We start from the raw sequence: 26,906 nt of genomic DNA, 5'->3' as shown, positions 1-26,906 counted from the left end.
TTTACAGGCTCATTTTCGGGCCGACTTTGCTGCCGCCCATCTCAACCAGCGTATTTCGTTGGGCTTCGATTTGAAAAAGATAACCGCTGAATTTGGTCACGTCGTACCCCTTTGGGGGAGCATCATCGCGCAGGTAAGTACCTCGGTATTGATAATCAAAACGATCATCGGCAGCAGCGGTGGAATTCAGCAGATTTTCCGTGGGCCACAGTTCGGGAGTGGTGGCAGCGGTGACAGTATAGGCTGTCCCCGGCAGTGTCATGTCGCCGCCGGGGTCGAACAGGGCGTCGCTGGAGGTGGCGGGTGAAAGAATTTGATTCTGTATCGATGGATTCACCACGGCATAAGAGCGACTGGGTCCGGCCCAATTAATAGGATTGCCCGTGCCAATAGCAGCGGCCTCACTGCCCGATCCCCCTTCGGTGATATTAAGGCTCTCCTCGTAGCGCTGTTGTCCACCGGAAAGCAAAATCTCCATATCCGCGGAATCCACTACCATCAGGCCCAGAACCATGGCGACGAACAGCATCATCACGGCGGTAATTAGAGCAAAGCCTTGCTGATCAGCCAGGATAACCAAAACACCTTTGGCTGTAATTGGTTTGTTCATAGATAAAAGCCTCCCAACACAGTGGTCATGATAACCTTGTTCACGCCAAATCTTTGGTCGTTCCAATAGACGAAGAGCCTAAGGGTTTTGGCCCCATTTACCGGCACATTATCGGCAACGTTCCAGAATATCGTGTAATTCCTGCCATCGGAGGCGGTAATCTGCCCCAGAGATTGATCGGCATTGGCCGGAATCGGATTGGCACCGGCAAGGGCCATGCCATCATTTAAACCGCCCGCCCCGTCGCCATCCTCATCATCCAAAAGATCGTCAGGCGTAAGAACAAAATCCAGAGGTTGACAGCGAAGGTCGTTCATTACCGATTGCGCCAAGCCGACACCAAAAGTGCGATTTTCGGCATTGGTATTAGCCTTTATACTGCCGATCTGCATCAACCCTGCACCCAGCAAACCGATGCTCAAAAGCACCATGGCGATGAGTGCTTCCAGCAGGGAAAAGCCCTTCTGATTATTGTTTTTCACTGTAGTCATAGATTTAACCCCATATTGCGGCAAAGCACGGTTCTTTCCAGCAATCGATGGCGAAAATTGTTATTCGGCTGAATGACATTGGGGCCGACAGTATATATATTACTATCGGTATAGCTATTATCCGGCGACGCCGAACGCCCGAGGAGCCAGATACGCACCGCGCGAATATCCTGCGGCCGGAGGGGTACCCCTGTTGCGGTTCCAGCGATTTGACCGGTAGCTGCTGCGCCACCGAGATCGGCGGCACTGATCTGCCCGTCGCCGTTGGTGTCCAAGTTGTCCCAGACGCCGTCGTTGCGCGTATCAACCGCCCAGATCACGTTGCCTGCGGCATCCTGGTCGAGTTCGCCGTCCTGGTCGGCGTCGTAAGCAAAAGCCAAACCCAAAGCAATGATAAAACCGGCCAACGGCTGTCGAACAAGCTCGCTGTCTCGCTGCCGCATCAAAGCGATAGAGCCGGGAGCGACCAAAGTATTGTTGGAGAGGGAATAAGTAACGGTTTCTCCATCCCCAGCAATCCGGGAGTTGCTGTCGTCCATGTCCCAGGAAAATTGCAGAAACCCCTGATCCATGGCCCCCGAGCTTGGATTGCCGGAAAAGTCGCTGAAACCCACCTCAACAAAACCGAAATCCCCCAGACTGCCGTTTGCCGTCCCGGCATACCCAGCCATACGAATATCCCGCGCCATAAAATCCATCGCCGCCCGCAGATTTTGTTGAATATCGCTGATATCGGTTTGCGCGACGGTATTTTTCTGTTGCGACATAAACACCGAATAAGCGCCCCCCATAATAATCATGGACACCACCATGGCGATGAGCACCTCAATCAGGGTAAAGCCCGCTTTTGATTTCACGACAGATCTCTCCTTCTCACTGTTTGGCAATACGGACATTGCCTGCAGCACTGACAAACACTTGGTAAGTCGCTTCAGCGCCGACCAGGTTAATGCTCGAAAAATTGCCAACCATTCCTCTGGAATTCCAAACAATCGACAAAGGGTTCGGAGCGGGAATCAGCTGCACCCCATCGAAATTGGTAGTAGAAACAACGGTGCCGGTAGCCGTATCGGTTACAGTACAGCTGCTAGTAGCCACGTTGATTGTGGCGGTAAGGGATTGATTGCCCTCCACTGCATCCATCCGGGTTCGCGCCAGCAGGTTTTTGAGCGAACGAGCTTCGGCCTTTACGGCATTGCTTCGCCCCATCTCCATAAAAGTGGGGATCGCTATAGCCAAGCCGATAGCAAGGATAACTACCACCACTAAGGTTTCGATCAAAGTGAATCCTTCGTTACTGAATCGCTTCACATCTAAACTCCTCAATCGAAAAATTGACGAACCTTGTCAAGCATTATGCCTGACTATGAAATTTTATATGCAAATATTAAGCCAAAGACATAAGCCCCGACAAATAGCAATTTTCTTCCATATTTATCTAAACCCACATCAAAACAATGCAAAAGATACATACCAGGGGTGCACTTTTTGCACACCCAGCCACCTATACAGTTGATTAAATGAGGGCCTTCTGGTTTTTCAAAAAGCAAAAGGAACCATAAACAACGAAGGGATAAGGTGAGATTTGCATACAGGAAAACAGGAGCGGCATCGATGATTAGCGTGTTAGCTACATTACAGAAGCCCGTGTTACGGCTATTCGATTTCGTACTCTTTTATTTTATAAAGCAGCTTGCGCAAACTGATTTCCAACAGTTTTGCGGCCTGCGTTCGATTGCCATCAGTCGCCGCCAAAGCTTTGCGGATATATTCCTTTTCCAGACGCAGGGCCGCTTCTTTAAGGGAGTATTTATGTGTCGCATCACGATCCCGGCGGCGCATTTCCCCGGGCAAAGTCTCAAGATCAAGCACATCGTTTCGGCAGAAGATCATGGTTTTTTCCATAAAGTTGGCTAGCTCACGAACATTTCCGGGCCAGGAATAGTTTTTCAAAGTATCGGCAACCCCCGGTGTGATTTCCGGGGTTGGACGACCTTCTCTGGCCGCTACGCCACTGGCAAAATGTTTCGCCAGCAGTACAATATCTTCCCGCCTCTCGCGCAGTGGTGGAATATGCATCTCCACAACGGCAAGACGGAAAAATAGATCGTCGCGCCACTTACCATTTGCCACCAACTTCCGCAGGTCACGGGCCGTGGCAGCCAGCACCCGCACATCGACCTTGCGTGATCGATTCTCACCGACGCGGCGCACCTCTCCTTCCTGAAGAACTCGCAGCAACTTGGGTTGCAAATCCATCGGCAGTTCACCGATCTCATCAAGAAACAAGGTGCCGCCGGAAGCCTCCTCGAAAAGCCCGGCCTTCTGTTGCACCGCTCCCGTAAAAGCACCCCGGGCGTGACCAAACAGCTCACTTTCGACCAGTGATGGAGCGATGGCGCCGCAATTAACAGCAATAAAAGGTTTTTTAGCACGGGCGCTCTGCTGGTGCAGAGCCCGCGCTATCAATTCCTTCCCCGTACCGGTTTCCCCGGTAATAAGCACCGGGCTATTTGTTTCGGCAACCCGTGTCACCAAGGTGAGCAAGCGGTCCATGACCTTACTGCGACAAACAATCTTATGACTCTCGTTTTTTTGGGAGAGTTGCTGCCGCAACCTCACGTTCTCTCGCTGCAGACGAATCCTCTCTTCGGCTTTGCGCAAGGTAAGAATCACCTCGTCGGGCTTGAAGGGTTTGGAAATATAATCGTAGGCGCCATGTTTAAGACATTCCACGGCCGTATCGACAGAACCATATGCGCTCATCATGATCACCATGCTATCGACACCCAGCTCTTTGATTTGCTGCAACAGCCCGAGCCCATCCAGTTCCGGCATGCGAATATCACTCAAGATAATGTCAAAGGAATTATCTTGCAAAAACTGAAGAGCTTCCGTTCCGCTGCCGGCTTCGCACATCTCATAGCCTGCGCCTTCAAGGACCAGGCGCAACATGTGTCGCACACTGGTTTCGTCATCGACGACCAGGACTTTTTTCTTCTTAGTCCCCATGCTCGTCTTCCTCCTTTTTCATACGCACGGTAAAGGCGCTGCCACGCTCGAGTTCAGATTGCACTTCAATCTCCCCTCCGGCCTCTTGCAGCACACGGTAACAAACTGCTAAGCCCAAACCTCGTCCTTTTCCAGGCGCTTTTGTAGTGAAGAAGGGATCAAAGATGTGGGGCAGATGCTGCGGGGCAATACCGCTTCCATTGTCGGCGAAACGAATCCAAACCGAATCCTCGGCCTCTCCACCAGCCAGGTAAATTTCACCCTTCTCGAATAGAGCATCCCGGGCATTAACCAGCAAATTGACGAAGACCTGCAGGAGACGATGGCGAATCATGGTCACTTGAGGCAACTGTTGCGGTAGCGATTCGACAATTTCAACATTGGCAAAAAGTCCCTGATGATCGAGGAGCGATAAAGCTTCTCGTAAAACCGTCAATGGGTCGAAATTCTCGGTTTTTTCTTCTCCCGGCTTGGCATAATCGAGCAGTTCGCGAACCAGGCGGTCGATACGCTCAACCTCCACCGCAGCGTGTTCGGCTATCTCCCGTTGGCGACCAGCCGGAAGTTCTATTTTCAGCAACGCCAGATATCCGACTACCGCCGCCAAAGGGTTCCCGACTTCATGGGCCATGCCTGCAGCTAGATGACCGACCGAAGCCATTTTTTCCGAGCGCAATAATTCACTACGGGTCTCTTTCAGCTCTGCGTTGGCCCGTTGTAAAGAGTAAATATGGTCTTCGCTATTCTGGCGGCTTTCCCGTAAAGCCGAGACCATGGTATTAAATGAACTGGCCAAAGAAGCGATTTCCAAAGGTCCCTCTTCGCTCACCTGGTCATCAAGGTTCCCTTCAGCTACCCGTCGAGTCGTATCCAAGAGTAAACCAATGGGGCGCACCACATTTCGGTTGAGCAGATAGAGACCAAACAAAAACAGGACTGCACCGTAAATAACAACATATACGAGCAAAATCTTCAGAGAGGAGCGGACCCGGACGGCTACTTCATCCAGAGAGAAACGGGCCTGCAAGACACCGGCGAGTTTGCCCCGTTGGCGAAGCGGGAGAGTCGAACTGAAATAGCAAGTTGGTGTTCCTCCCCAAGGTAACCAGACACCAGTATAGACAAGGTGGTCTTGAGGTTCAGCCCTAAAACGTAAGGCCTGCAACTGGGGACCGTCGCTCAGCAAAGATTCCTTTGATGAACTGAGAAAAAGTGGCTCTAAAATTTTGCCTTTAAGCCGCCAAACTCCCAAAGCGGTGGCATCAGGCAACAGAGGCCATAGACGGGCAACACGCATCTCCTGATTACGCTCGACATCTTCACCAGCCAAGGTTTCACCAAGGGAAAGAGCCACGACCTCCAAAGTCGCCTTCAGGTTATCAAGCCGCTGATTCAGCAGCTCCCGCTCGGTCAGCTTAAGCATCAAGAACCCACCGAACAGCAGCGCCGCCCCTAACAACAGGGTGATATGAAAAATGATTTCAGTGCGAAGACCGACCTGTTTGGCCACCCACGACCTCCCCGACAGACGAACGTCATCCTAACTCAAGCAGCAAATCAGTTATTGCCGAACAATAGCACAGCCAAACCGGCGCAACAATAGAATGAAGAGAAGCTCAGAAAGGGATTGTTAAGACGAGTAGCAAATGCATGGCGGAATTGCTATTCTGACGACAGTTTTCCAAGCTGTTCATCAACGGCTTTCGACCTGAAGGGCGAGAAAGTGATTCCATGAATACCGGTACCATGCCACTACAACACAATATACCCAAGCTCTACGCTTTTTCTTTCCTCAAGATGACTCTGTTTCCGATGGCGATCATCACTCTGTTCTGGAAGGATCAGATCGGCCTCAGTCTGACCGATATTCTGCTGCTGCAGGCGATCTTTTCGATAGCCAGTATCCTTTTTGAGTATCCGTCTGGCTACCTCAGCGATCGTTTGGGCTACCGCACTGCGCTGACTCTGGCCTGCATGCTAGCCATCGGCGGCTGGAGCCTCTACACCCTAGCCGATTCTTTTGCCGGAGTGCTGCTTGCTGAAATTATTCTCGGTGGGGCCTGGGCTTTCATCAGCGGTTCAGACAGTGCCCTGCTCTTTGAGACATTGCGTGCCCAGGGAAGGGAAGAACAGTATGCCCGTTTCGACGGGCGCATGACCGGTTGCGCCCAGACGGGCGAGGCCGCCGGAGCCCTGTTTGCGGGGGTCATGTATGCGGCCTGGCCCCTGCTGCCCTTTGTTGGACAGATCGGCCTATGGATACTCGGGCTTGGACTCTGCCTGACTCTGATCGAACCGGAGACAGAAGCCGAACCGGCCATCCATTCTCACTTGATGGAAGCGCTGCACACCTGCCGCTACGCCTTTCTGGAGAGCCGTCACGTCCGGGCCACGATCCTGTTCGGCACCGTGCTCGGCATCGCCTCTTTCTATACCGTATGGCTGATTCAACCCTACATGCAACAGACCGGAGTACCCCTCGCCTGGTTCGGACCGGTGTGGGCGGGGGCCAACCTGACCATCGCCCTCTGTTCGCTGATCAGCCAACGTTTGCATTTCGCCTGGGGGCACCGCGGCAGTATTGCCTTGTTCATCGTCCTGATTATCACCGGTTATGCGGGATTGGGACTGACTGCCGGAGTGTGGAGCTTCCTTTTCTATTACCTGCTCACAGCCATGCGCGGCCTGCAGGGCCCCATCATGCGCAACCACCTGCAAAAAGCCAGTAGCCGCAGCAACCGCGCCAGCATCCTGTCTTTGCACAGCCTGGCCTTTCGCATTCTGTTCGTTGCGACAGGCCCCCTGGTGGGACTAGCCGCCGACCACCTCGGTTTGCGTCCTACCTTTGGCGTAATGGCGGTACTGTTCGCCGTAGCGCTGCTACCTGGGGCGTGGTTGTTTTTGAATACTCTGCCGAACACCTCCACGAACGTGGACGGTGGTTAGTGGCTGATTTCAGATTCAAGCCCCATCACTCATCACTCGTTACTGATTTCAACTTCCAACCCTCGAGCCAACTGTTCGAGAAAGGAAGCAGCATCCATAACGATGCCCAGAGACTGACGACTGCCACGGTCGTGCAGCTTCGTCACCACTCCCGGATTGATGTCAACACAGACGGTAAAGACCCGGGCAGGCAGCAGGTTGCCGGTAGCAATAGCGTGCAATGTGGTGCCGATCATAAAAGCCAGACCGACCCCGGATAATTGTTGGCGCATCGCCTCTTGAGCCACCAGCACATCGGTGACGACCTCCGGCAGCGGCCCGTCGTCCCGAATGGAACCGGCCAGTACAAAGGGGATTTGATGGGTAACACAGGCGTGCATGATGCCCCGATTGAGGACACCGGAGGTAACAGCCCCCTTAATGGATCCGGCCTCTCGAATGGAATTGATAGCCCATAGATGATGAGCATGGCCCGATCGGCTTGGCCGGTCACCGCACACCGGCACTCCCAGAGAGGTACCGAACAGCGCCTGCTCAATATCGTGGGCCGCCAGGGCGTTACCGGCAAACAGAACGTCGACCCACCCCTGGCGAATCAGTTCCTCGAGGAGCGGTCCGGCTCCGGTATGAACGATGGCTGGGCCTCCGACCAACAAAACCTTTTTATTCGCCTGCTTGATGCGACGAACCGCGGCAACGACCTGCTGAAGCAAAGGACTCTTGGGCTTTTCGGCCGAAACACTGCTGCTCATAAAGCGAAAACTGTGCTCCCCCGATACCCGGGGAGGATAACTGACCCGCACTCCTTGTTCGCCAACCACGACCTGATCGCCCGCCTTTACCGCAGTCATGGGTAGCGCCCTGACCCGATCCAGTTCAGGAGAAACCACCAGGGCCAGATCCATCTCTTCTTCGGTCACAGACAGCCAGTGTCCGGCAACCAGAACTTTCGTCGGCAAATTGGTGGTAGCATAAAAATGCTTCGGCAAAACACCGTCGCCGGGAGCGGGTTGTAACCGGGCAGGAAGAAACTCAACAGGCTCAGCCCCTAAAACAGCGATACGTTCCAGCACTTCAGCCAAAACTTCACTGGTCGGTGCGGTTATTCTCAACAACACCTCGCTGCAATCCTGGCGGGTACGACCGACCGAGAGCTTTTCAATCTCGTGTTCAGCCCCGAGGCTACCGATAGCGTCCAGCACCCGGGACAAAATCTGGTCATCGATCAAATGGCCTCGCAAAACAACTTGCTGCTCCATAATCGCCCCCTTCAAAGATGTAAACCCTTGTTCAGAGTATAGAACATCTGCAACAGGTCACCATACCTATCCAACATCTGAACATATTTTAGCTGGCCTTAACCGGCTGAAATATATTATAAAAAAAAGAGACCATAAACTTCACACCCTACTAAAACGGAAATGCTTTATTCCTGTGAACCCCATTGCACTGATAGAAAAACATTATCCACCGGGAAGCACCACCCATCGCATTTTGTTGCAACACAGCGAGCAAGTCGCCGAAAAAGCGGTTATCATCGCCAACCGAATGCCGAAAACCGCCGTTGATACGGATTTCGTCCGCGAAGCGGCCCTGTTGCACGACATCGGCATTCTTTTCACCGCCGCCCCCCTGCTCGGATGCAAGGGAACACTGCCCTATCTCTGCCATGGCATCAAGGGACGGGAACTCCTCGACGCCGAAGGCCTGCCACGCCATGCACTGGTATGCGAGCGACACATCGGTGTCGGTTTAAGCGCTGAAGAGATTGTGCGTCAGAAACTACCTTTGCCGGTACGGGATATGCTGCCCCTAAGCCTGGAGGAGCGGATCGTCGCCTACGCGGACCTGTTTTTTTCCAAAAACCCGGCCAAACTCGGCTTCGAGCGCAGCGTTGATAAAGTCCGTAATTCCCTGGCCCGCCACGGTGAGGACAAGGTAGTGATTTTCGACAAATGGCACGAACGATTCGGCGGTTGAATCCGGATTGAATTTAGAACTTCTGAAAAGCGAACTCACGCCTGTTCGCTTCGCTCTCTCAAGACGCAAAAGCGCAAAGCAAACCCTGAAAATCAGGTTTTGATTCTCTTGGCGGCTTTGCGGCTTTGCGTAAGATATAGGGTTGGGGGTTAGAGCGGTAACGATTTGCAACCAATGGCACGATCGGTTTGGCGATTGAATTCGGCTAGCGTTTGCAAACCCTGAAAAGCGGCCTCACGCCCGTTCGCTTCGCTCTCTCAAGACGCAAAGGCGCAAAGCAAACCCTGAAAATCAGGTTTTGATTCTCTTGGCGGCTTTGCGGCTTTGCGTGAGATATGGGGTTGGGGTTTAAAGGCTTCTCATAACCGTTTGCCTGGTCACTCAAAACGCAACTACTAAAAGAAAGACTTTAGGCGCAAACCAAAAGGCCGTCTCCCGATTTGGGAGACGGCCTTTTTTGACTGAATGTCCCGTCCTGAAATAAGTTTACAGCTAGGAGGCTTATTTATGGACACAGCAGAAAGTAAGCGGAAGAGACGTACTCAACGTGATTACACCATGGGCTTTAAATTGCAGGTGGTTGCTGCCGTAGAAAAAGGCGACATGACCTACAAGCAGGCTCAGAAGATTTATGGCATCCAGGGCCGCTCGACAGTGTTAAAATGGTTGCGAAAACACGGAAGGCTGGATTGGACCCAACCTGTGAGGATGACCATGCCCAAATCTCCCAAAGCCAAAGAAAGTCCCGCACAGAAAATCAAGCGACTCGAGCGCGAACTTGAGGATGAACGTCTTCGCAATCTGTTGTTGAATGAAGTGGTGGATATCCTGGATGCAGAGCACGGAACGGGACTGCGAAAAAAGTATATTGCCAAGGAGCGAGACGCCTTCAAAAACAAAAAGGGCTGAGTCTAAGCCGCGCTTGTAAGCTCCTTGGCATCACCCGGCAAGCCGTTTATCAAAGAGAAAAACGCAGTGAGCAGCGCAGCATAGAGTTGGCACCCGTCAAGTCAATGGTGATGGAGGTCAGACGGTTTATGCCGCGGCTTGGTACGCGCAAACTGTATTTTTTGTTGAAACCCATGTTTGTTGAGCAGGGAATAAAGTTGGGGCGTGACGCTTTTTTTGACTATTTGAGAGCGCATCAACTGCTGGTGACACCGATCAAGCGCTACACAAAAACGACGCACAGCAAACATTGGATGAAGAAATACCCGAATCGTTTAGGCAGTCAAGAGATCAGCTGTGCCGAACAAGCCTTTGTGAGCGATATTACCTACGTTGAAACGGATGAAGGTGTTCACTATCTATCATTGGTCACAGATGCCTATAGCCGCAAAATCATGGGTTATGAAGTCAGTGACAATATGCGTGCTGACAGGGTCGTAAAAGCTTTACGTCGGGCAGCTAAGCAACGACAGACAAGCCGAGCGTTAATACACCATTCAGACCGAGGTCTACAATATTGTTCAGCGATCTACCAGCAAGAGCTAAAGCGTCATGGTATGACGCCGTCAATGACAGATGGCTATGATTGTTATCAGAACGCTTTGGCCGAGAGGGTAAATGGTATTTTGAAGCAGGAGTTTCTGATCACCAAGTGCCGGACTTTGAGTGAGTTGAAGGGTTTGGTGCGGGAATCCGTCGATACCTACAATCGTCTGAGGCCACACCTCAGCTTAGACATGAAAACACCAGAAGAAGTACATAAGAAAGCCACCTCCGCAAGGGAGGTGGCTTGAAAAAACCGTCAATCTATTTTAGGACGTGACAGAACTGCTACTGTTTGCCGGCTAAGACTGGTAGCCCTCCATTTCATCAAACTGCAACCCGCGATATACCTCGTCGGCAACGGGCGCAACCTTTTCTGCAAAAAGCTTAAAATACTCCTCGACGCTCGGCATGCGGCCGAGCATGCTGACCATGGCAGCCAGCTCTGCCGAACCGAGATAGACCTGGGCACCATCGCCCAGGCGATTATCGAAGTTGCGGGTGGAGGTGGAAAAAACCTGAACCTTATCGGGTACCCGGGCCTGGTTACCCATGCATAAAGAACAACCGGCGGGTTCGATCCGTCCACCGATGGCGCTAAACAAAGTAAACAGCCCCTCTTCTTTAAGTTGCCGCTGATCCATGCGTGTCGGAGGGCAAAGCCAGGTACGCACTGCACCGGTATATTCCTGCCCCCGCCAAAGGGCAGCAGCGGCGCGAAACTGACCGATATTGGACATGCAGGAACCGATGAAGACATCGTCGATCGCTTGTTCGGCTACAGCCGACAGGGGTTTAACGTCGTCGGGGTCGTTGGGGCAGCAAACCAGGGGTTCATCGATTTGATCCAGATCGATTTCAATCACCGCGGCATACTCGGCATGGCCATCGGCCCGCAGAAGTTGCGGCTTTTGCAGCCAGTTCTCGGCAGCGTCGATACGTGCCTGCAAAGTTGCTGCATCCTGATAACCATCAGAGATCATGCGCCGCATCAGGGCGATATTGGAACGTAGAAAGGTGGCCACACTGGCTTCGGAGAGATCGATACAGGTGGCGGCGGCACTCCGTTCGGCCGCGGCGCAGGTCAGCTCAAAAGCCTGTTCGACACTGAGGTCAGGCAGTCCCTCCATCTCCAGAATGCGGCCGTTGAAAATATTTTTCTTGTTCTTTTTCGGCACGGTCAGCAGTCCCTGCTGAATAGCGGCATAGGGAATGGCGTTGACCAAATCACGCAGGGTGATGCCCGGCTTCAAGGTCCCCTTGAACCGCACCAAAACAGACTCGGGCATATCCAGGGGCATAAAACCCAAGGCCCCGGCAAAGGCCACCAAACCGGAACCGGCCGGAAAGGAGATGCCCAAGGGGAAGCGGGTGTGGGAATCGCCTCCGGTGCCGACGGTGTCGGGCAGCAACAGACGGTTCAACCAGCAGTGAATGACCCCGTCGCCGGGACGCAGCGCCACGCCTCCCCGTTCACTGATAAAGTCGGGCAGTTTACGGTGCATAAGCACATCGGACGGTTTGGGATAGGCCGCGGTATGGCAAAAGGACTGCATGAATAAAGGCGCCTGAAACTTGAGGCAGGCCAGCTCCTTAAGCTCGTCGGCGGTCATGGGACCGGTGGTATCCTGAGAACCGACGGTGGTCATACGCGGCTCACAGGCCGTACCGGGCAATACCCCCGGCAGACCGCAGGCCTTGCCCACCAGTTTTTGCGCCAGACTGTAACCCTGCCCAGCCTTCGGTTGTGGATTCTGTGCCTCGGCAAACAACGTGCATGATTCCAATTTCAACGCCCGGCAAGCCCGTTCGGTCAAAGCCCGGCCGATAATCAGCGGGATGCGACCGCCCGCCCGGTATTCATCAGCCAGTGTATCGGGCCGCAACGAAAAGGTCGTCAATACGTTGCCGGTTTCGTCGCGAATTTCACCGGCAAGCGTGTCGATGACCACTTCGGCGCCATGCCGAAGGGCGCTGATGTCCAGCTCCAGCGGCAAAGCCCCGAATCTTGTGCAGTATTAAAGAAAATCGGTGCAATGACGCCACCAAGGACCACGCCGCCCCTTCGCTTGTTGGGCACGCCGGGAATATCCTCGCCAATGTGCCAGAGCAGGCTGTTGCAGGCGGATTTGCGGGAAGAGCCGGTACCGACCACATCGCCGGCAAAGGCCACTTGATGGCCTGCAGCACGCCAGCTAGCGATCGTTTCGATGCCGCCGGCAAAACGACTGCGACCCATCGCCAGAGCATGCAGGGGGATATCGGGCCGACTCCAGGCATCGCTGGCCGGCGAAAAATCGTCGGTATTGATTTCCCCTTCAACCTTGAAGATCTTGACCCGTAACTGCTGGGGCAGAGGCAAGCGGCGTACAAACCAGTCAGCCGCGGCCCAGGATTCGACAACCTGCCGAGCCAGAGGGTTCGTCTCAGTTTTGGCCAACACCTGATCAAAAGCATCGTAAACCAGAATCAGTCCGGAAAGTGCTGCAGCGGCTCTAACACCCAACTCAGGATCATCAAGAGCGGCTACCAGGGGAGGGATATTGTAGCCTCCCATCATGGCGGCAAGCAGGTCAATGGCTCCCTCGGCATCGAGTAGAGGCGAACTGATTTCTTGCCGTAGTATTCGCCCGAGAAAATCCGCCTTGACTTGAGCGGCCTCGTCCACCCCCGGTGGTACCCGGTCCGTCAGCAGGGCCAACAAGAGCTCTTCCCGCCCTGCTGGAGGTTCGCAGAGCAGTTCGCATAAACCGGTCACCTGTTCCGCATTCAGCGGCAACGGCGGAATACCCTGTCGGTTTCGTTCGGATTGATGTTGCAGGTAGGCATCCAGCATAATAAACATCCTTATCTCCAGGGTCGTAAAGAAAGCTTAAACACCCGGCAGCTGACAGAACAGCATTTTGTCGGACAAGTCCAAAAAACAAACATTCACCACAGAACACACGAAGAAACCCGGGAGCACCTACTTCAATCGAAGGCCTTGTCTTACTCTGTGGTCTCTGTGGTAAAAATCTTCCCTGAGGGTGGGTGGACCGAAGATTCACCTCTCAATACATATAGACATTAAAATACCTTCCGACCAATAGGTCAAGCACACCGGCTCAAACTGGCAGTAAAAAAGCCCGTTCCTGACTAAGGAACGGGCGTTTCAAAGCAAACCTGCTATACCGTGGCTAAGAAGCCTATTTAATTCTGATACTGTTGCTGTTGCTGACGGGGAGTAATGGTGATCGCCACCCGGCGGTTCAACTGCCGACCGCTTTCGGTGACGTTACTGGCTATGGGCTTGGTCTCGCCGAAACCAATCGTGGTCAGGCGCATAGCCGATACCCCGTATCCGGCCAGCATATTCTTGACGGCCATTGCCCGTTGCTCGGAAAGCTTTTGGTTATAGGCTTCACTACCGGTACTGTCGGTATGACCGGCGACCTGAATGTTGGTCTGGGGATAGTTGTTCAGTACCTGAGAAACCCGTTGCAGCTCGTCGTAACCGCCCGGCTTCAAAGCGTAGGAGTTCACATCGAACAGCACATCCGACTTGAAAGTAACCGCCAAAACTTCCATATCACGCTGAACACTGGCGCCTTCGACACCGGCCAGAGCCTGATTCATGGCAATTTCCTGCTTCTCCATATAATTGGCGAAGAAACCACCGGCGGTGCCACCCAAGGCAGCACCGATACCGGCACCGATCAGGGTCCCTTCCGTGTCGCCGCCAATCAACTGGCCGAGACCTGCGCCGACCACCGCACCGGCACCGGCACCAATAGCGGTCCCTTTCTGGGTACGGGTCATGGGCTGGCTGCAACCGGCCAAAATAAGACAGGCAATAGATATACAGATCAAAATGCGTTTCATAAAAACTCTCCTTTTCATCGTCGCAAGGAAAAACAAAGTGTTTCAGGTAATCGGTACCTTTTCAATTAGAACGAACCTACTTTTATCACGACCTAATCAGAAAGCAAGCAAAATTTCCATCCGCAACCGGCACCCTATTTTTATAAAGAGACGCACCAAAAGGTTTAAAGTTTACATCTGGTGGGCATCTATTTTTTTCAAGCCAGGATACGGAACATCACCCAAGCTCACAACTGGACATGCACGGTTAAAGCACAACGCTCGTCGAACCCTTGCCATCAGGCGAACATAATTATAAGGCTTGGCAATAAAGTCGAAAAATCCCATGTCGAGATATTTCGCCTCCTCCTCAGGATAAGCTCGCGAAGAAAGAGCAATCACCGGAACCTGGCGAGTCAAACTGTTGGTCTGCAACGTACGAAACACATCTTTACCGTCCATGCCTCGCAAACCCGTTTCCAACAAAATCAATTTCGGCTGATGACTTAAAACCTGCTTTAAGCCATCGGCACCATTTTCAGCCTCAATTACAGTATAGCCATCTTTTTGCAGATGGTTGCACAAAGTCACTCGATACGGTTGTTGATCGTCTACCACAAGCACCGTCTGATTTTGATTATCGTCCGCCGCGGTTTCTTTCAGATAGTATTTCTTGATGGCCCGGGTAATTTCCGTCGGAGTTGCCAAGTAGGGTTCAACCTGCAACCCGGTACGAAAGGCCAATTTATCCATCGCAGAGAAATTCAGGGGGTCGCTGGTAGCAAGAAGCAGTTTCCCGTTACTGATCCCAAGGGGAAAGATAAGATTTTCCAGCGCCATTTCACCATCGATGAGTTCAAGCACTTCCTTCGGCACCGGCGGTCGTCCGATCTCCTCGACTTTTTTAAGATTAAATTGTCGAGCCAGAATCCGCAGAATATCTTTGTCGCAAATCACGCCCAACTCTTCAAAAACTTGACCAAGTGGTTTTTTTGACACCCTTTGACGTGACAAAGCGGTGTCCAGGTCATTTTCGCTGATCACACCCATTTCCAGCAATATTTCGCCGAACTTCTTGCGATTACTAGTCATATTCCCTAGAACTCCAAAAATACCCTACAATTTTTATCAACTTAATCTTGCTAGAGGGTGATTGTATGCAATTTCCACTCCCCTTTAATCTATATTTTCTCTACGCATTGGAATGTCTTCTTTTTCTAAAGCAACTCCAGAAACAGCTTTTAAGGAACCGTAAATATCCTTCCAGACCTGCCTGACAGAGAGCTTACTTTGCCGCCTTAAACCTTGAAAAAACGGCCTTTGCCATGTTAGGTTGTGCTCTTATTGCGAACAGACCAGATTTTCACGGAGGTTGAATATATGAAGATAACCCGAACACAGGTTGAGCACGTTGCGCAACTGGCGAGGCTGGCCCTTTCGAAGGACGAACTCGAAGCCCTGACCAGCGAGATGGATGCCATACTCGGTTACGTTGAAAAACTTAACGAGCTGGACACCGATCACATCGTGCCCACGGCCCATGCGGTACCGATGGAAAACGCCTTTCGCGAAGATACGGCGCGGCCGTCCATCGGCACCGAAAAGGCCCTGCAAAATGCGCCGGAGGCCAATGACGGTTGTTTCCTGGTGCCTAAAGTCATTGAATAGTCGCCGCCGCTACTGAGCGATTTTGTTTTGGAGAATTGAATTATGCAACTGACCGACCTGACTATCCACCAATTGCACGATCTGCTCAGGGAGGGTAAGACCTCGGCACAGGAAGTGACCCGGGCCTTTCTCGACCGCATCGCTGCCACCGACGAGCGGGTCAACGCCTTTATCACCGTTTGTGAGCAGGATGCCCTGTTGCAGGCCGAGGCAGCCGACGCTCGTCTCAAAGCGGGTGACGACGCTCTTCTGACCGGCATTCCGCTGGCCCTGAAGGATATTTTTGTCACCGAAGGGCTACGCACCACCTGCGCATCAAAGATTCTCAGCAACTTTGTTCCGCCTTACAATGGCACCGCGGTAGCCAAACTCAAGGAACAGGGGGCTGTCATCCTCGGCAAGCTCAACATGGATGAGTTCGCCATGGGCAGCTCAAACGAGAACAGTGCCTTTGGCCCGGTGCGCAACCCCTGGAAGGTTGACTGTGTGCCCGGCGGTTCCTCCGGCGGTTCGGCGGCCTGCGTCGCCGCTCGTCAGGCGATAGCCACTCTCGGCACCGACACCGGCGGCTCGATCCGCCAGCCGGCATCCCACTGCGGCGTGGTCGGGCTCAAACCGACCTACGGCCGGGTTTCCCGCTACGGGGTAATCGCCTACGCCTCCTCCCTCGACCAGGTTGGCCCCGTCACCCGGGATGTAGAAGACTGCGCCATGCTCCTCGGGGCGGTGGCCGGTTACGATCCAGCCGACTCGACCTCGGTAGACGTGCCGGTACCGGACTACCGGGCAACCCTCAAGGACGGGGTTAAAGGCCTGAAAGTCGGATTGCCCAAAGAGTATTTCATCGAAGGGCTCGACCCCGACGTTAAGCAGGCAGTGGAAAAGGCCGTCGATACCTTAAGAGAACTCGGTGCGGAACCTGTAGAAGTCTCTCTGCCCCATACCGATTACGCCGTCGCCTGCTACTATCTCATCGCCACCGCCGAGGCCTCGAGCAACCTGGCCCGTTACGACGGTGTGCGTTACGGTCAGCGGGTCGATCGAGAGCAAGGCCTTATCGATATGTACATGCAGAGCCGCGCGGCCGGCTTCGGTCCCGAAGTCAAGCGCCGCATCATGCTCGGCACCTACGCTCTCTCCTCCGGCTACTACGACGCTTACTATCTCAAGGCCCAAAAGGTTCGTACCTTGATCCGCCAGGATTTCCTCGACGCCTTCAACCAGGTCGATGTCATCCTGACCCCGGTAGCACCGACTCCCGCCTTTCAAATTGGCGAAAAAACAGCCGATCCGCTGCAGATGTACCTGTCGGATATCTTCACCATTCCGGTCAATCTGGCCGGAACCTGCGGCATGAGTCTGCCCTGCGGCATGTCTCAAAAGGGCCTGCCCATCGGCCTGCAGCTCATCGGCCGTCCCTTCGGCGAAGAGACCCTGCTGCGAACCGCTTACGCCTTTGAACAGGCCGGCGACTGGCATTGTAAAAAAGCGCCGCTTTAACGCCAGGACAGCCGTGGGTCCGAAAATTCTGTTATTGGTTATGCACGTGATTCCACTTGATGATCCTGTCAAGGTCAAAAAGTTTCACCACAGAGGACACAGAGAAGGTCAGAAAAATATGCGGGTTTTCTCTGTGACCTCTGTGACCTCTGTGTGCTCTAGTGAGCGAAGTGAACGCGTGGTAAAAAGAATTGAAGACAAGGGCATAACCAAGATTCTGTTTTCTGTTCACAATATGCTGCCTAATCCGGAAGGATTGAAACTATGCTATCCAAATATGAAGTCGTCATCGGGCTGGAGGTCCATGCTCAGCTCACTACCGACACCAAGATCTTTTGTAACTGCTCCACCACCTTCGGCAACGAGCCCAACTCCCAGACCTGCCCGGTCTGCCTGGGACTTCCCGGCGCCCTGCCGGTGCTGAATAAAAAGGTGGTCGAGTATGCCATTCGAACCGGTCTGGCTACCGAATGCACCATCGCCCCCCGGTCGATCTTCGCCCGCAAGAACTACTTCTATCCCGATCTGCCCAAGGGCTACCAGATCTCCCAGTTCGAGCTGCCGATCTGCGAACACGGTCGCCTCGACATAGAGACCGACGATGGCAGTAAAACCATCGGCATCACCCGTATTCACATGGAAGAAGACGCCGGCAAGTTGCTCCACGGCAACGAAGCAGGGTCACGAGTCGACCTCAACCGGGCCTGCACCCCGCTGATGGAGATTGTCTCCGAACCCGATATGCGCTCTTCCGATGAGGCCATCGCCTACCTGAAGAAACTGCATCAGATCGTGGTCTACCTCGGCGTCTGCGACGGCAATCTGGAAGAAGGCTCCTTCCGTTGCGACGCCAACGTCTCCATTCGGCCCTGGGGGCAGAAGGAGTTCGGCACCCGCGCCGAGCTGAAGAACATCAACTCCTTCCGCTTTATCAAACAAGCCATCGACTACGAGATTGAACGTCAGGCCGACATTCTGGAAGAAGGTGGCCGGGTGGTTCAGGAAACCCGCCTGTTCGACACCGCCAGCGGCACCACCCGCTCCATGCGCGGTAAAGAAGAGGCCCACGACTACCGCTACTTCCCCGATCCCGACCTGGTACCTTTACTGGTCTCCGAAGAGTGGATCGAGAGGGCTCGCCGTGAGTTGCCCGAACTGCCCGCTGCCAAGATCGAGCGTTTCGTCGAGGAATACGATATCCCCCGCTACGATGCCGAGGTGCTGGCCGCCGAGCGCGCCATTGCCGACTATTACGATGCCCTGGTTAAACTGCATGGCAACGGCAAACTCTGCTCCAACTGGGTGATGGGTGAGGTCCAGCGCGCCCTGAATGACAATGGCCTGGAAATCAACGATTGTCCGGTGACACCGCAGTTGCTGGCCGGCATGCTGAAGCGCATCGACGACAACACCATCTCCGGCAAAATTGCTAAAAAAGTCTTCGACGCCATGTGGAAATCGGGGAAGGATGCCGATACTATTATCGAAGAACAGGGTCTGAAACAGGTTACCGACCTGAGCGCTATCGAGCCCCTGGTCGATGAAGTACTGGCCGCCAATCCCGGGCAGGTCGCCGAGTATCGGGGAGGTAAAGAGAAGCTGCTCGGCTTCTTCGTCGGCCAGATCATGAAAGCCAGCAAAGGCAAAGCCAATCCGGCGACCCTCAACGAATTGTTGAAGAAGAAGCTGGCCGGGGAATAAAGCCCCGAGACGTAAGGGATAAAGCCGTAAGGCGTGAGTGGTCAAGCCGTAAAGGGTTTTAACCCATTACGCGTCACGCATTACGGTATTTTCCGCGGACCGCGCACCTCGGGCCGCATTTTTCGGGAGATTCTACATGTCCATAAAACCGATCCAATACCATGACGGCATCTGCCGCATGATCGACCAACGGCTGCTGCCGACCGAGGAAGTCTGGCTCGAATACACCGATTACCAGGGTGTGGCCGAGGCGATTCAAACCATGGTGGTACGCGGAGCGCCGGCCATCGGTGTTGCCGCTGCCTTCGGTGCGGCCTTCGGCGCTCGGGATATCGCCGCTGACGATTTTGCAGGTTTCGCTGCTCAACTGGAAAAAGTCTGCTCTGTACTGGCCGCCACCCGGCCGACGGCGGTCAATCTGTTCTGGGCTCTGGAGCGCATGCAGCGTATCGCCAAGGAACATTGCCAACAGCCTTTAGCCGAGATCAAAGAGCGCTTACTGCAAGAAGCCCTGAATATCGCCGCCGAGGATGAGCAGATCAACCGCACCATGGGTGCTAACGGCGCGCCACTGATTGCCGACGGCAGCCGGATTTTGACCCACTGCAACGCCGGGGCGCTGGCCACCGGCGGCTACGGCACCGCCCTTGGCGTCATTCGCGCCGCCGTCGAATCCGGCAAAAAGGTTATGGTTTACGCCGACGAAACCCGACCGTTCCTGCAAGGATCACGACTCACCGCCTGGGAACTGCACCGGGACGGCATTCCGGTCACCCTGATCTGCGACAACATGGCCGGCGCACTGATGAACCAGGGAAAGATCGACTGCGTGATCGTTGGTGCCGACCGCATCGCCGCCAACGGTGATGTAGCCAACAAGATCGGCACCTACACCGTGGCGGTGCTGGCCAAAGAGCACAACTTGCCCTTCTATGTCGCCGCGCCCATCTCGACCATCGATCCGGCCCTTGCCGACGGCAGCATGATCCCCATTGAAGAACGGGACGAAGCGGAAGTCACTCATTGCGCCAAGACCCGGCTGGCACCGGAAGGCATTGGGGTGCGCAATCCGGCCTTTGACGTTACTCCGGCCCGACTGGTCAGCGCTATCATTACTGAACGGGGAGTGGCGCGGGGCGACTATCGGACCTCTCTGGCTGAATTGCTGGCAAAACAGGACTGATGTCTATGGGACCATCTTTTCCAACGGCCCAACTGTCTGACACCCTAGGTAAACAGGACCAGGCAGGTCTCGCCACCTTGCTCGCAGCCTGCGGTTATCAGGAGCCGGATAAAAGCGCCGCCAATCTGCTGTTGCTGCAGGAACACGGTCTCAGCGAAGAACAGCTCATCGATCTGACCCGATCGGCCCTGGCAAGCGCCGCTCCCGACCAGGCAATTAATTCCCTGGAACGCCTCGCAAGTGGTCTGAACAACGAGACATTAGATACTCTATTGTCCAAAGCGGCCTGCTTGGAAGTACTGCTCACCGTCCTCGGTGCGTCCCAGTTTCTGGCCACAATCCTGTTCCGGCACAACAGTCTGCTCGACAGCCTTTTTCTCCATGACGATTACTGCCAGGCCAAAGACCATTCGGCCATGCTGGCCGAATTGCAACAGCGAATCCCGCCCGGGTCTTCCTTCGAGGATTTACAAAAAGGCCTGCGCCACTTCAAACAACAGGAAATCCTGCGCATCGCCACCCGCGACCTGACGGGCCTGGCCGATCTGACCGTCACCACGGCAGAACTCTCCGATCTGGCCTCCGCCACCCTGCAACGCTCCTATCAAATCTGCGACGAACTGCTGCGCGAACGCTTTGGCGCCCCGCTGCTCGGTCCCGACAGCGGCCAACCTGGTTCCGAAGCGAAGTTCACCGTCCTGGCTATGGGTAAATTCGGCGGAGGCGAACTCAATTTTTCCTCGGATATCGATCTGATTTACTGTTACAGCTGCGAGCAGGGCGAAACCGCCGGCATCGCCGATGGAGATACCGTACGCAACCGTATCTCCTTGCACCAGTACTTCGTCAAGCTGGGAGAGAAGATCAACCAGGCCATGCATCAGGTCACCGCCGACGGCTTCGTGTTCCGCGTCGACCTGCGTCTGCGACCCGAAGGACGCTCCGGTGAAATCGCCAGTTCTCTGCGCAGTACCGAATCTTATTACGAGCACTGGGGGCAGAGTTGGGAACGCTCGGCTATGCTTAAAGCCCGGCCGGTCGCCGGCTGCGTCGATTTTGGCTGGCAACTCTTACAGAACCTTGAGCCATTTATCTATCGCAGATATCTCGATTACACCATGATCGACGATCTCAAGGTCATGAAGCAAAAGATTGATAACAACCTGACCCGCGAACGGGAAGGCGAACTCAATCTCAAACTCGGCCGGGGAGGAATTCGGGAAATCGAGTTCTTCATTCAGGCCCTGCAAATCATTCATGCCGGCAAGAATCCCGCTTTGCGCGAGAAGAACTCCCTGCGTGCCTTGACATTACTGCAAAGTCACGGTCTGATCGATGCCGAAACAACCGTGATTCTCAGTGAAGCCTATACCTTTTTACGCACCGTCGAGCATCGTATCCAGGTGGTACAGGAACGCCAGACCCATAATCTGCCTACCGATGAAATAGAATTCGAACGACTTGGCCGGCGCTGCGGATTTACCGACTGTGCCGAGTTTCGCCAGATCTTGGAAAGCTACCGCCGGGAAGTCTCCGCCATCTACCACGATCTGTTTTATACCAGTGAAGAAGAAGCGGATGCCGTTCCTGCAGAAGTTGCCTATCTATTCGATCCCGCAGCCGAGCCTGCCGAGTTACAAGGTTTATTGAAAGCCAAGGGATTCACGGACCCGGTCGGTGCCTGCGACACCCTCACCGCCCTGCGCGACGGCCCGCCCCGGCATCCCCTTTCCCCGCAGGCACGCCGCCACTTCAACCGCCTTGCACCGATGCTGCTGTGCGAGGTCATCGCCCTGCCGGAACCGGACATGGCCTTCCGCAACCTGGAACGCTTTCTCGGTGCATTGCGGGCTAGAGCAACCTTCTTCGCCTTGTTGGCTGAAAACCGTCCGCTGATAAAGCTGCTGGTCTCTCTGTTCGGCACCAGTCAATTTCTGTCACGAATCCTCATTCAACACCCCGGCACCCTGGATTTTTTGGTTGCCGTCCAGGATAGCGACCCGGAAAAAGCCCGCGACCGGCTCGAAGCGGACTTAGCCAAACACTTTGAACGGGCCGGTGACTATGAAGAGAAACTCGATGCCTTGCGCTGTTTTCGCAATGAAGAACTGTTGCGCGTGGCTCTTGGCGATATTCGCGGAAATCTGTCATTGCAGCAAGGTCCCGGTCAACTTACCCTGCTGGCCGAAATCTGCCTGCAGCAGGCCACGGCCATGGCCCGCAACGAACTTCTACCCCGTTACGGCCTGCCCACCTGCCAGGATGCCAAAGGAAACACACGGGAAGCCGCTTTCGCCATCGTGGCCCTGGGCAAACTAGGCGGCCGTGAGCTCAATTATCATTCGGATCTGGACATCATCTTCATTTACGAAGATCTGGGGCAGACACAAGCGGCCGCCAACAGCGATCCGGCATTGTTCAGGGTCCGCAGTAATCAGGAATACTTTTCCCGTCTGGCGCAACGGATCATTTCAATTCTTTCGCTGATTACCGGCGAAGGATGCGTCTACCAGATAGACACCCGATTGCGCCCCTCGGGCCAACAGGGGCCGCTTGTCACCAGCTTCCCGGCGTTTCGCGCTTATCATCAACAATCGGCACAACTATGGGAACGCCAAGCCTTGATCAAAGCCCGGGTCGTGGTCGGGCCGCCCCCCTTCGCCCAACGCATCAGCGACCTTCAGCAGGAAATCGTTTTCGGGCGACCGTTACCCCCAGACTCCCGGCAGGAGATCTACCATTTGCGGCAACGCATGGAAAAAGAGCTGGGCCGTGAAGACCGCTCTCACTACAACATCAAGACCGGCCGCGGCGGCCTGGTGGATATCGAATTCCTGGTTCAGTACCTGCAATTGCTCCATGGCAGCACCGATTCGAGCCTGCGCTCACCCAATACTTTGGAAGCACTGCAGGCCCTACAGCAGACGGAGCATCTTGACGACCAGGAAACCCGCCTGCTGGCCGATGGTTATCTCTATTTGCGGCGCCTGGAAAACAAGTTGCGGCTAGTCCACGATCAATCGATTAACCAACTGTCCAGCGAAATGGGCTACCTGGCCAAACTGGCCCATCGTCTCGACTATGCAGGAGACCATCCGGAAGAACAGCTACTGGCCGATTACCGGCAAACCACGGAGAAAATTCGCGGAATTTTTGACCGTTATTTGACCCCTAGCTAAGGCAATACCTTCCTCATCACGGGTTCAACCCACATAGCAAGCCAAAGACCTCCCGTTTTACGGAAGGTCTTTGGCGTAAACTCAGTACTCTATTGATCTAAGTCTGAAACGACCCATAGCAAGGTGTCGTGATTGCTAAGGTTACAGCTGTAGCTTTTGCACCTGATAACCATCCCGGCGCAGAGCCTCCACCAAACCCTCCTCACCGACCAGGTGACCGACTCCAACCAGGATCAGTTCCGTCTCCGGCGTCTCTATAAAACCTTTAATAACCGGTAACCAGGCAGCATTTCGCTCGCTGAAAAGCCTGCCGTAAATCTCCGGAAACTGCCCCTTGAAATCATCCGTGACCAGCCTGGCGATGGCTTTTTCGTCCCCGCCGCGCCAGGCAACTATCAGACCATGGAAAATTTCGTCGAGTCGATTCAACTCACCGAGAGAATGTTGCATAAAGCGGTCTTCGCGACCTTGGGCCATGCCCATCATAAATTCCATCTGCTGTTCCATGGTTTCCAGGGCCTCCCGCTCCCTTCCATCGGTCACAGACTTCTGGTAAAAATGCAGATCGACTCCACCCTGGACAATGCCATGACGTTGCAGCTCAATGGCCAGAAGGGTCAGAGACGCCATGGCAGGCTTAAGGCGGATAAAAGCGCTCAGCTGAAGATTACGGCGCTGGCAATGCTCCTGCAGCAGCCGATAGGTTTGCGGTTGCAGAATGTCTTCCAGTGTGGTGCCATCATGATAAAAGGCCTTGTGAGCGATCAGTTGCTGCATTTTCGGACTGTTTAACTGGCCGGGATCGGCTTCGAAGACAATTTTTTCAGCCGCTTGATAAGCCCTCTCGAATTCAACCGGCAAGGGATAATCCTCTGGGCGCAGCACATGACAGGTGCCCCCAGGTAGGTCACCAAATTACCCTGACGAACTACCCATACTGAAGTTTCGGCAGCGGCATTCCCACAAAATCCAATAATTCCCAGAACAATCAAAAACAGGCTCTTCACTTTAGTCTCCCCGGGTCCGCTGTTAGCCCAATGACACGGTACGTTTCCCAACACTTTTTGTACCGTGGCGTGTACCTGCAATTTTGTGGTAAAAGGATAAGCCAATCGGGAAAGAGCGCAACACCTTACACTTAATCTATGAAAATAAATGCGTGTCCTAGTCAAGAAATATCATCTGGCAATTTATCTCTTAGCAATCATGGCTCTGCTGCTGATCTTTCCTCAACAGCGTCAGGCAACGGCGGCTGAGTGGTCCGTTGTCGTACATCCGGCTATCCTACAGCCGGGCGACGTAGCGAGGATCGAATTAAACCCGGCTACAGCATTCTTCGGCGCCACCCTGACATGGCAGAACCGGCAAATTTCTCTGACAACCCTGCCGGAGGGACGGATGGCGGCCCTGATCGGTATTCCAAGAGACATAACGGCAGGAAACCACCAGGCCAAGCTAAATATCATTTTTCGAAATGGCCTTCGCCGCAGCCATTTGGTTAACCTGCAAATCGCAAAGAAGACCTTTCCCGAGCAGCACATCAGCCTGCCTCCGCGACAGGTAAGCCCCGACCGACAGTCCATGGATCGCCACCGTCGCGAGCGAGCCGAATTGAATAGAGTCTTTGCCCGCCCCCAGCAGGAGAGGCTCTGGAAAGAAGCCTTTCAACTACCGGTGACCGGTAAAATACTTTCCCCCTTCGGCGTGCAGCGCATTCTCAACGGTCAGCCTCGCAGCTATCATAGCGGCGTCGATCAGAGAGCCCGGCTCGGTGAGCCGGTGGCCGCCGCTGGCGGCGGGCAGGTGGTACTGGTAGCCGATCACTTCTTTGCCGGCAAGAGTGTTTACATCGATCACGGCATGGGTATCCTCACCATGTATTTTCATCTTTCCACTATCAACGTTAGCGAAGGGGAGCGGGTCATTGCCGGTCAGACCATCGGCCTTGCCGGTGCCACAGGCCGGGCCAGCGGCCCCCACCTGCACTGGGGAGCGCGGGTACATGACTGCAAGGTCGATCCCCTGGCTTTATTGCGTGCTCTTGAAGCTTCGCCCTGAGAAGTCTTTTCCAGATAATGCCCGCCATCTACCCCTGCGAAGTTATTCAGGGCACTGCCAACAAAAAACCGCCCGGTGATCTTTGCACCGGACGGTTCGTTTTTGTACTTTAGCGACCTCCCTATTCGAACAGAGTCGCCAAACGTCGTAACAGGGTACCCACCTCATCAACGCTATCAAGGGCATAGCGGGCCAGGGTCGGTCGAACTTCGTCCCGCACCAGAATCCCGATACCCCGATGCTGCAGTTCGCGAAAGGCGTCCTCGTCGGTCAAATCATCGCCGACATAGATTGGCACAGCCTTGTGCTTAGCCAGCTGCAGCTTCCCCAGCAGCCAATTCACTGCTTTTCCCTTGTCCCAGTCGATGTCGGGCCGTAATTCAAAGATCTTCTTGCCACCCGTCTTGCGCAACCCCTCGCTATCTGCCAGTACCCTGTCGACCACCGCCGTCACTGCATCCACCTGTTCATTAGCCACCCGCCGAAAATGGATCGCCACAGCGAATTTTTTCCGTTCTACCTGGGCTCCGGGAATCTGGCTGAGCTGCCTCAGCAGGGCCTGTTCCGCCTTATCCAAAGAGGGCAGAAACTGGCTGCCCTGTTGCAATTCGTGACCGAATCCAGCCGGCCCTGCAATATGAAATCCGTGACTTCCGGCATAGTAAACCTCGTCGATGCCGACCTTGACCCGCACATCATCCAAGTCCCGGCCACTGACAATGGCCAGAATGCAGCATTTCCCAAGTCGATGTACCGAGTCCCGCATTTCCGGCGAAATCTCCGCTAATTCAGGCCGGTCTACAATGGGGGTCAAAGTACCATCAAAATCGAGAAAAACTACCGGTTGACGGTCTTGCAGCTCCCCATTCAACTGTGCCGTGTTCTCCAATGCTGAAGGCAATTCGTTGGAAAAGCGTCTTTTTGCCGTTTTACTCAAAAACCTACCTCCTCGAATTCAATTCGCACCTGACGGCATCTCCTTGCTCAGTCTTTTTTATATTTTTTGCGGCCGAACAGGTCCGGCAGATTGATACCGAAATGCTGCAGACACATAACCAGTAGAGCCAAGGCAGCGGCATCATCCAAATTTCCGATAAATGGCAAGTTGTCCGGAATCAACTCAAAGAAACCGGCGCCCGGATTGAATAGATAGATAACACCTATAAGCCCAAGCAACAGTACGATGATATTTTTCATAAGTCCTCCTCTTCCTGCTCCGGCCCGCCTTTGAAAATCGTACCCGGCAA

At 54.1% G+C, this 26,906-nt stretch carries 21 protein-coding genes and 1 pseudogene; 9 read left to right on the top strand and 13 right to left on the bottom strand.

Annotated features, from left to right (window positions below; all coding sequences use genetic code 11):
• Nucleotide 1: 1 nt before the first annotated feature.
• From A7E78_RS14525 to A7E78_RS14500, 6 genes are all read right to left on the bottom strand, one after another.
• Nucleotides 2-610 carry a pilus assembly PilX N-terminal domain-containing protein gene (locus A7E78_RS14525; protein WP_072284930.1) on the bottom strand — a complete coding sequence of 203 codons (609 nt, stop codon included), beginning with the start codon at nucleotides 608-610 and terminating at the stop codon, nucleotides 2-4.
• Nucleotides 607-1,101, bottom strand: a complete 495-nt coding sequence (locus tag A7E78_RS14520) for a type IV pilus modification PilV family protein (RefSeq protein ID WP_072284929.1) — start codon at nucleotides 1,099-1,101, stop codon at nucleotides 607-609. The genes A7E78_RS14525 and A7E78_RS14520 overlap by 4 nt, the downstream gene beginning before the upstream one ends.
• Nucleotides 1,098-1,958: a prepilin-type N-terminal cleavage/methylation domain-containing protein gene (locus tag A7E78_RS14515; RefSeq protein ID WP_072284928.1), complete on the bottom strand. Its 861-nt coding sequence runs from the start codon at nucleotides 1,956-1,958 to the stop codon at nucleotides 1,098-1,100. The genes A7E78_RS14520 and A7E78_RS14515 overlap by 4 nt, the downstream gene beginning before the upstream one ends.
• Nucleotides 1,959-1,974: 16 nt before the next feature.
• Complete coding sequence (locus tag A7E78_RS14510) at nucleotides 1,975-2,412, bottom strand: pilus assembly FimT family protein (RefSeq protein WP_072284927.1); 438 nt, start codon at nucleotides 2,410-2,412, stop codon at nucleotides 1,975-1,977.
• A 345-nt stretch (nucleotides 2,413-2,757) separates the two neighbouring features.
• Nucleotides 2,758-4,113: a sigma-54-dependent transcriptional regulator gene (locus A7E78_RS14505; RefSeq protein ID WP_072284926.1), complete on the bottom strand. Its 1,356-nt coding sequence runs from the start codon at nucleotides 4,111-4,113 to the stop codon at nucleotides 2,758-2,760.
• Nucleotides 4,103-5,623: a sensor histidine kinase gene (locus A7E78_RS14500; RefSeq protein ID WP_072284925.1), complete on the bottom strand. Its 1,521-nt coding sequence runs from the start codon at nucleotides 5,621-5,623 to the stop codon at nucleotides 4,103-4,105. The genes A7E78_RS14505 and A7E78_RS14500 overlap by 11 nt, the downstream gene beginning before the upstream one ends.
• A gap of 221 nt (nucleotides 5,624-5,844) precedes the next feature.
• On the opposite strand from A7E78_RS14500, the gene A7E78_RS14495 reads away from it, so the two are divergent.
• Nucleotides 5,845-7,059, top strand: a complete 1,215-nt coding sequence (locus A7E78_RS14495) for an MFS transporter (RefSeq protein ID WP_083553164.1) — start codon at nucleotides 5,845-5,847, stop codon at nucleotides 7,057-7,059.
• Between the two features lie 32 nt (nucleotides 7,060-7,091).
• Here the strand turns inward: A7E78_RS14495 and A7E78_RS14490 are convergent, their stop codons facing one another.
• Nucleotides 7,092-8,318 carry an ornithine cyclodeaminase, nickel-pincer nucleotide-dependent gene (locus A7E78_RS14490; RefSeq protein WP_072284924.1) on the bottom strand — a complete coding sequence of 409 codons (1,227 nt, stop codon included), beginning with the start codon at nucleotides 8,316-8,318 and terminating at the stop codon, nucleotides 7,092-7,094.
• A 175-nt stretch (nucleotides 8,319-8,493) separates the two neighbouring features.
• Here A7E78_RS14490 and A7E78_RS14485 point away from each other — a divergent pair, with 175 nt between their 5' ends.
• A complete protein-coding gene (locus tag A7E78_RS14485) occupies nucleotides 8,494-9,039 on the top strand; it encodes an HD domain-containing protein (protein WP_072284923.1) in 546 nt (181 codons plus the stop codon).
• A 507-nt stretch (nucleotides 9,040-9,546) separates the two neighbouring features.
• Nucleotides 9,547-10,781, top strand: a protein-coding gene (locus A7E78_RS14880; RefSeq protein WP_418361389.1) for an IS3 family transposase whose coding sequence is annotated in 2 segments (ribosomal slippage) — nucleotides 9,547-9,915 and nucleotides 9,918-10,781 — 1,233 coding nt in all. Because the reading frame shifts where the segments join, the coding sequence is not laid out codon by codon here.
• A gap of 51 nt (nucleotides 10,782-10,832) precedes the next feature.
• Here A7E78_RS14880 and acnB read toward each other — a convergent pair.
• The 3 genes and pseudogenes from acnB to A7E78_RS14460 all read right to left on the bottom strand — a co-directional run bounded on the left by acnB (nucleotide 10,833) and on the right by A7E78_RS14460 (nucleotide 15,462).
• A pseudogene (gene acnB, locus A7E78_RS14470) lies at nucleotides 10,833-13,366 on the bottom strand (bifunctional aconitate hydratase 2/2-methylisocitrate dehydratase).
• A 353-nt stretch (nucleotides 13,367-13,719) separates the two neighbouring features.
• The gene (locus A7E78_RS14465) at nucleotides 13,720-14,391 is read right to left on the bottom strand and encodes a YiaD family glycine zipper/OmpA-like lipoprotein (protein WP_072284922.1); all 672 of its coding nucleotides are present in this window, start codon (nucleotides 14,389-14,391) and stop codon (nucleotides 13,720-13,722) included.
• A 171-nt stretch (nucleotides 14,392-14,562) separates the two neighbouring features.
• A complete protein-coding gene (locus A7E78_RS14460) occupies nucleotides 14,563-15,462 on the bottom strand; it encodes a GspE/PulE/PilB domain-containing protein (RefSeq protein ID WP_072284921.1) in 900 nt (299 codons plus the stop codon).
• 288 nt (nucleotides 15,463-15,750) lie between these two features.
• On the opposite strand from A7E78_RS14460, the gene gatC reads away from it, so the two are divergent.
• The 5 genes from gatC (at nucleotide 15,751) to glnE (ending at nucleotide 23,601) form a co-directional block, all read left to right on the top strand.
• Nucleotides 15,751-16,038 (top strand): Asp-tRNA(Asn)/Glu-tRNA(Gln) amidotransferase subunit GatC, encoded by a 288-nt coding sequence (gene gatC, locus A7E78_RS14455; RefSeq protein WP_072284920.1) that lies wholly within the window; start codon nucleotides 15,751-15,753, stop codon nucleotides 16,036-16,038.
• A 42-nt stretch (nucleotides 16,039-16,080) separates the two neighbouring features.
• Nucleotides 16,081-17,538, top strand: coding sequence for an Asp-tRNA(Asn)/Glu-tRNA(Gln) amidotransferase subunit GatA (gene gatA, locus A7E78_RS14450; RefSeq protein WP_072284919.1), 1,458 nt, complete (start codon nucleotides 16,081-16,083; stop codon nucleotides 17,536-17,538).
• Nucleotides 17,539-17,802: 264 nt separating this feature from the next.
• Nucleotides 17,803-19,239: an Asp-tRNA(Asn)/Glu-tRNA(Gln) amidotransferase subunit GatB gene (gene gatB, locus A7E78_RS14445; RefSeq protein WP_072284918.1), complete on the top strand. Its 1,437-nt coding sequence runs from the start codon at nucleotides 17,803-17,805 to the stop codon at nucleotides 19,237-19,239.
• Nucleotides 19,240-19,375: 136 nt separating this feature from the next.
• Entirely contained in the window at nucleotides 19,376-20,422 is a 1,047-nt protein-coding gene (mtnA, locus tag A7E78_RS14440; protein WP_072284917.1) for an S-methyl-5-thioribose-1-phosphate isomerase, read from the top strand.
• Between the two features lie 5 nt (nucleotides 20,423-20,427).
• Complete coding sequence (glnE, locus tag A7E78_RS14435; RefSeq protein WP_072284916.1) at nucleotides 20,428-23,601, top strand: bifunctional [glutamate--ammonia ligase]-adenylyl-L-tyrosine phosphorylase/[glutamate--ammonia-ligase] adenylyltransferase; 3,174 nt, start codon at nucleotides 20,428-20,430, stop codon at nucleotides 23,599-23,601.
• Nucleotides 23,602-23,742: 141 nt separating this feature from the next.
• Here the strand turns inward: glnE and A7E78_RS14430 are convergent, their stop codons facing one another.
• On the bottom strand, nucleotides 23,743-24,486 hold the full coding sequence (locus tag A7E78_RS14430; RefSeq protein ID WP_083553163.1) for a TraB/GumN family protein: 744 nt from the start codon (nucleotides 24,484-24,486) through the stop codon (nucleotides 23,743-23,745).
• A 270-nt stretch (nucleotides 24,487-24,756) separates the two neighbouring features.
• Here A7E78_RS14430 and A7E78_RS14425 point away from each other — a divergent pair, with 270 nt between their 5' ends.
• Nucleotides 24,757-25,659 carry a M23 family metallopeptidase gene (locus tag A7E78_RS14425; protein WP_072284915.1) on the top strand — a complete coding sequence of 301 codons (903 nt, stop codon included), beginning with the start codon at nucleotides 24,757-24,759 and terminating at the stop codon, nucleotides 25,657-25,659.
• A 121-nt stretch (nucleotides 25,660-25,780) separates the two neighbouring features.
• Here A7E78_RS14425 and otsB read toward each other — a convergent pair whose 3' ends face one another.
• Together otsB and A7E78_RS14415 are read right to left on the bottom strand one after the other, a co-directional pair.
• Entirely contained in the window at nucleotides 25,781-26,596 is an 816-nt protein-coding gene (otsB, locus tag A7E78_RS14420; protein ID WP_072284914.1) for a trehalose-phosphatase, read from the bottom strand.
• A 47-nt stretch (nucleotides 26,597-26,643) separates the two neighbouring features.
• Nucleotides 26,644-26,856 (bottom strand): DUF1232 domain-containing protein, encoded by a 213-nt coding sequence (locus tag A7E78_RS14415; protein WP_072284913.1) that lies wholly within the window; start codon nucleotides 26,854-26,856, stop codon nucleotides 26,644-26,646.
• Between the last annotated feature and the right edge of the window lie 50 nt (nucleotides 26,857-26,906).

The sequence above is a fragment of the Syntrophotalea acetylenivorans genome (genome assembly GCF_001887775.1).
In the GTDB taxonomy this organism is placed as follows: domain Bacteria; phylum Desulfobacterota; class Desulfuromonadia; order Desulfuromonadales; family Syntrophotaleaceae; genus Syntrophotalea_A; species Syntrophotalea_A acetylenivorans.
The sequence above is the reverse complement of the archived record's forward strand: the minus strand, read 5'-3'. Positions and strand labels throughout refer to the sequence as shown.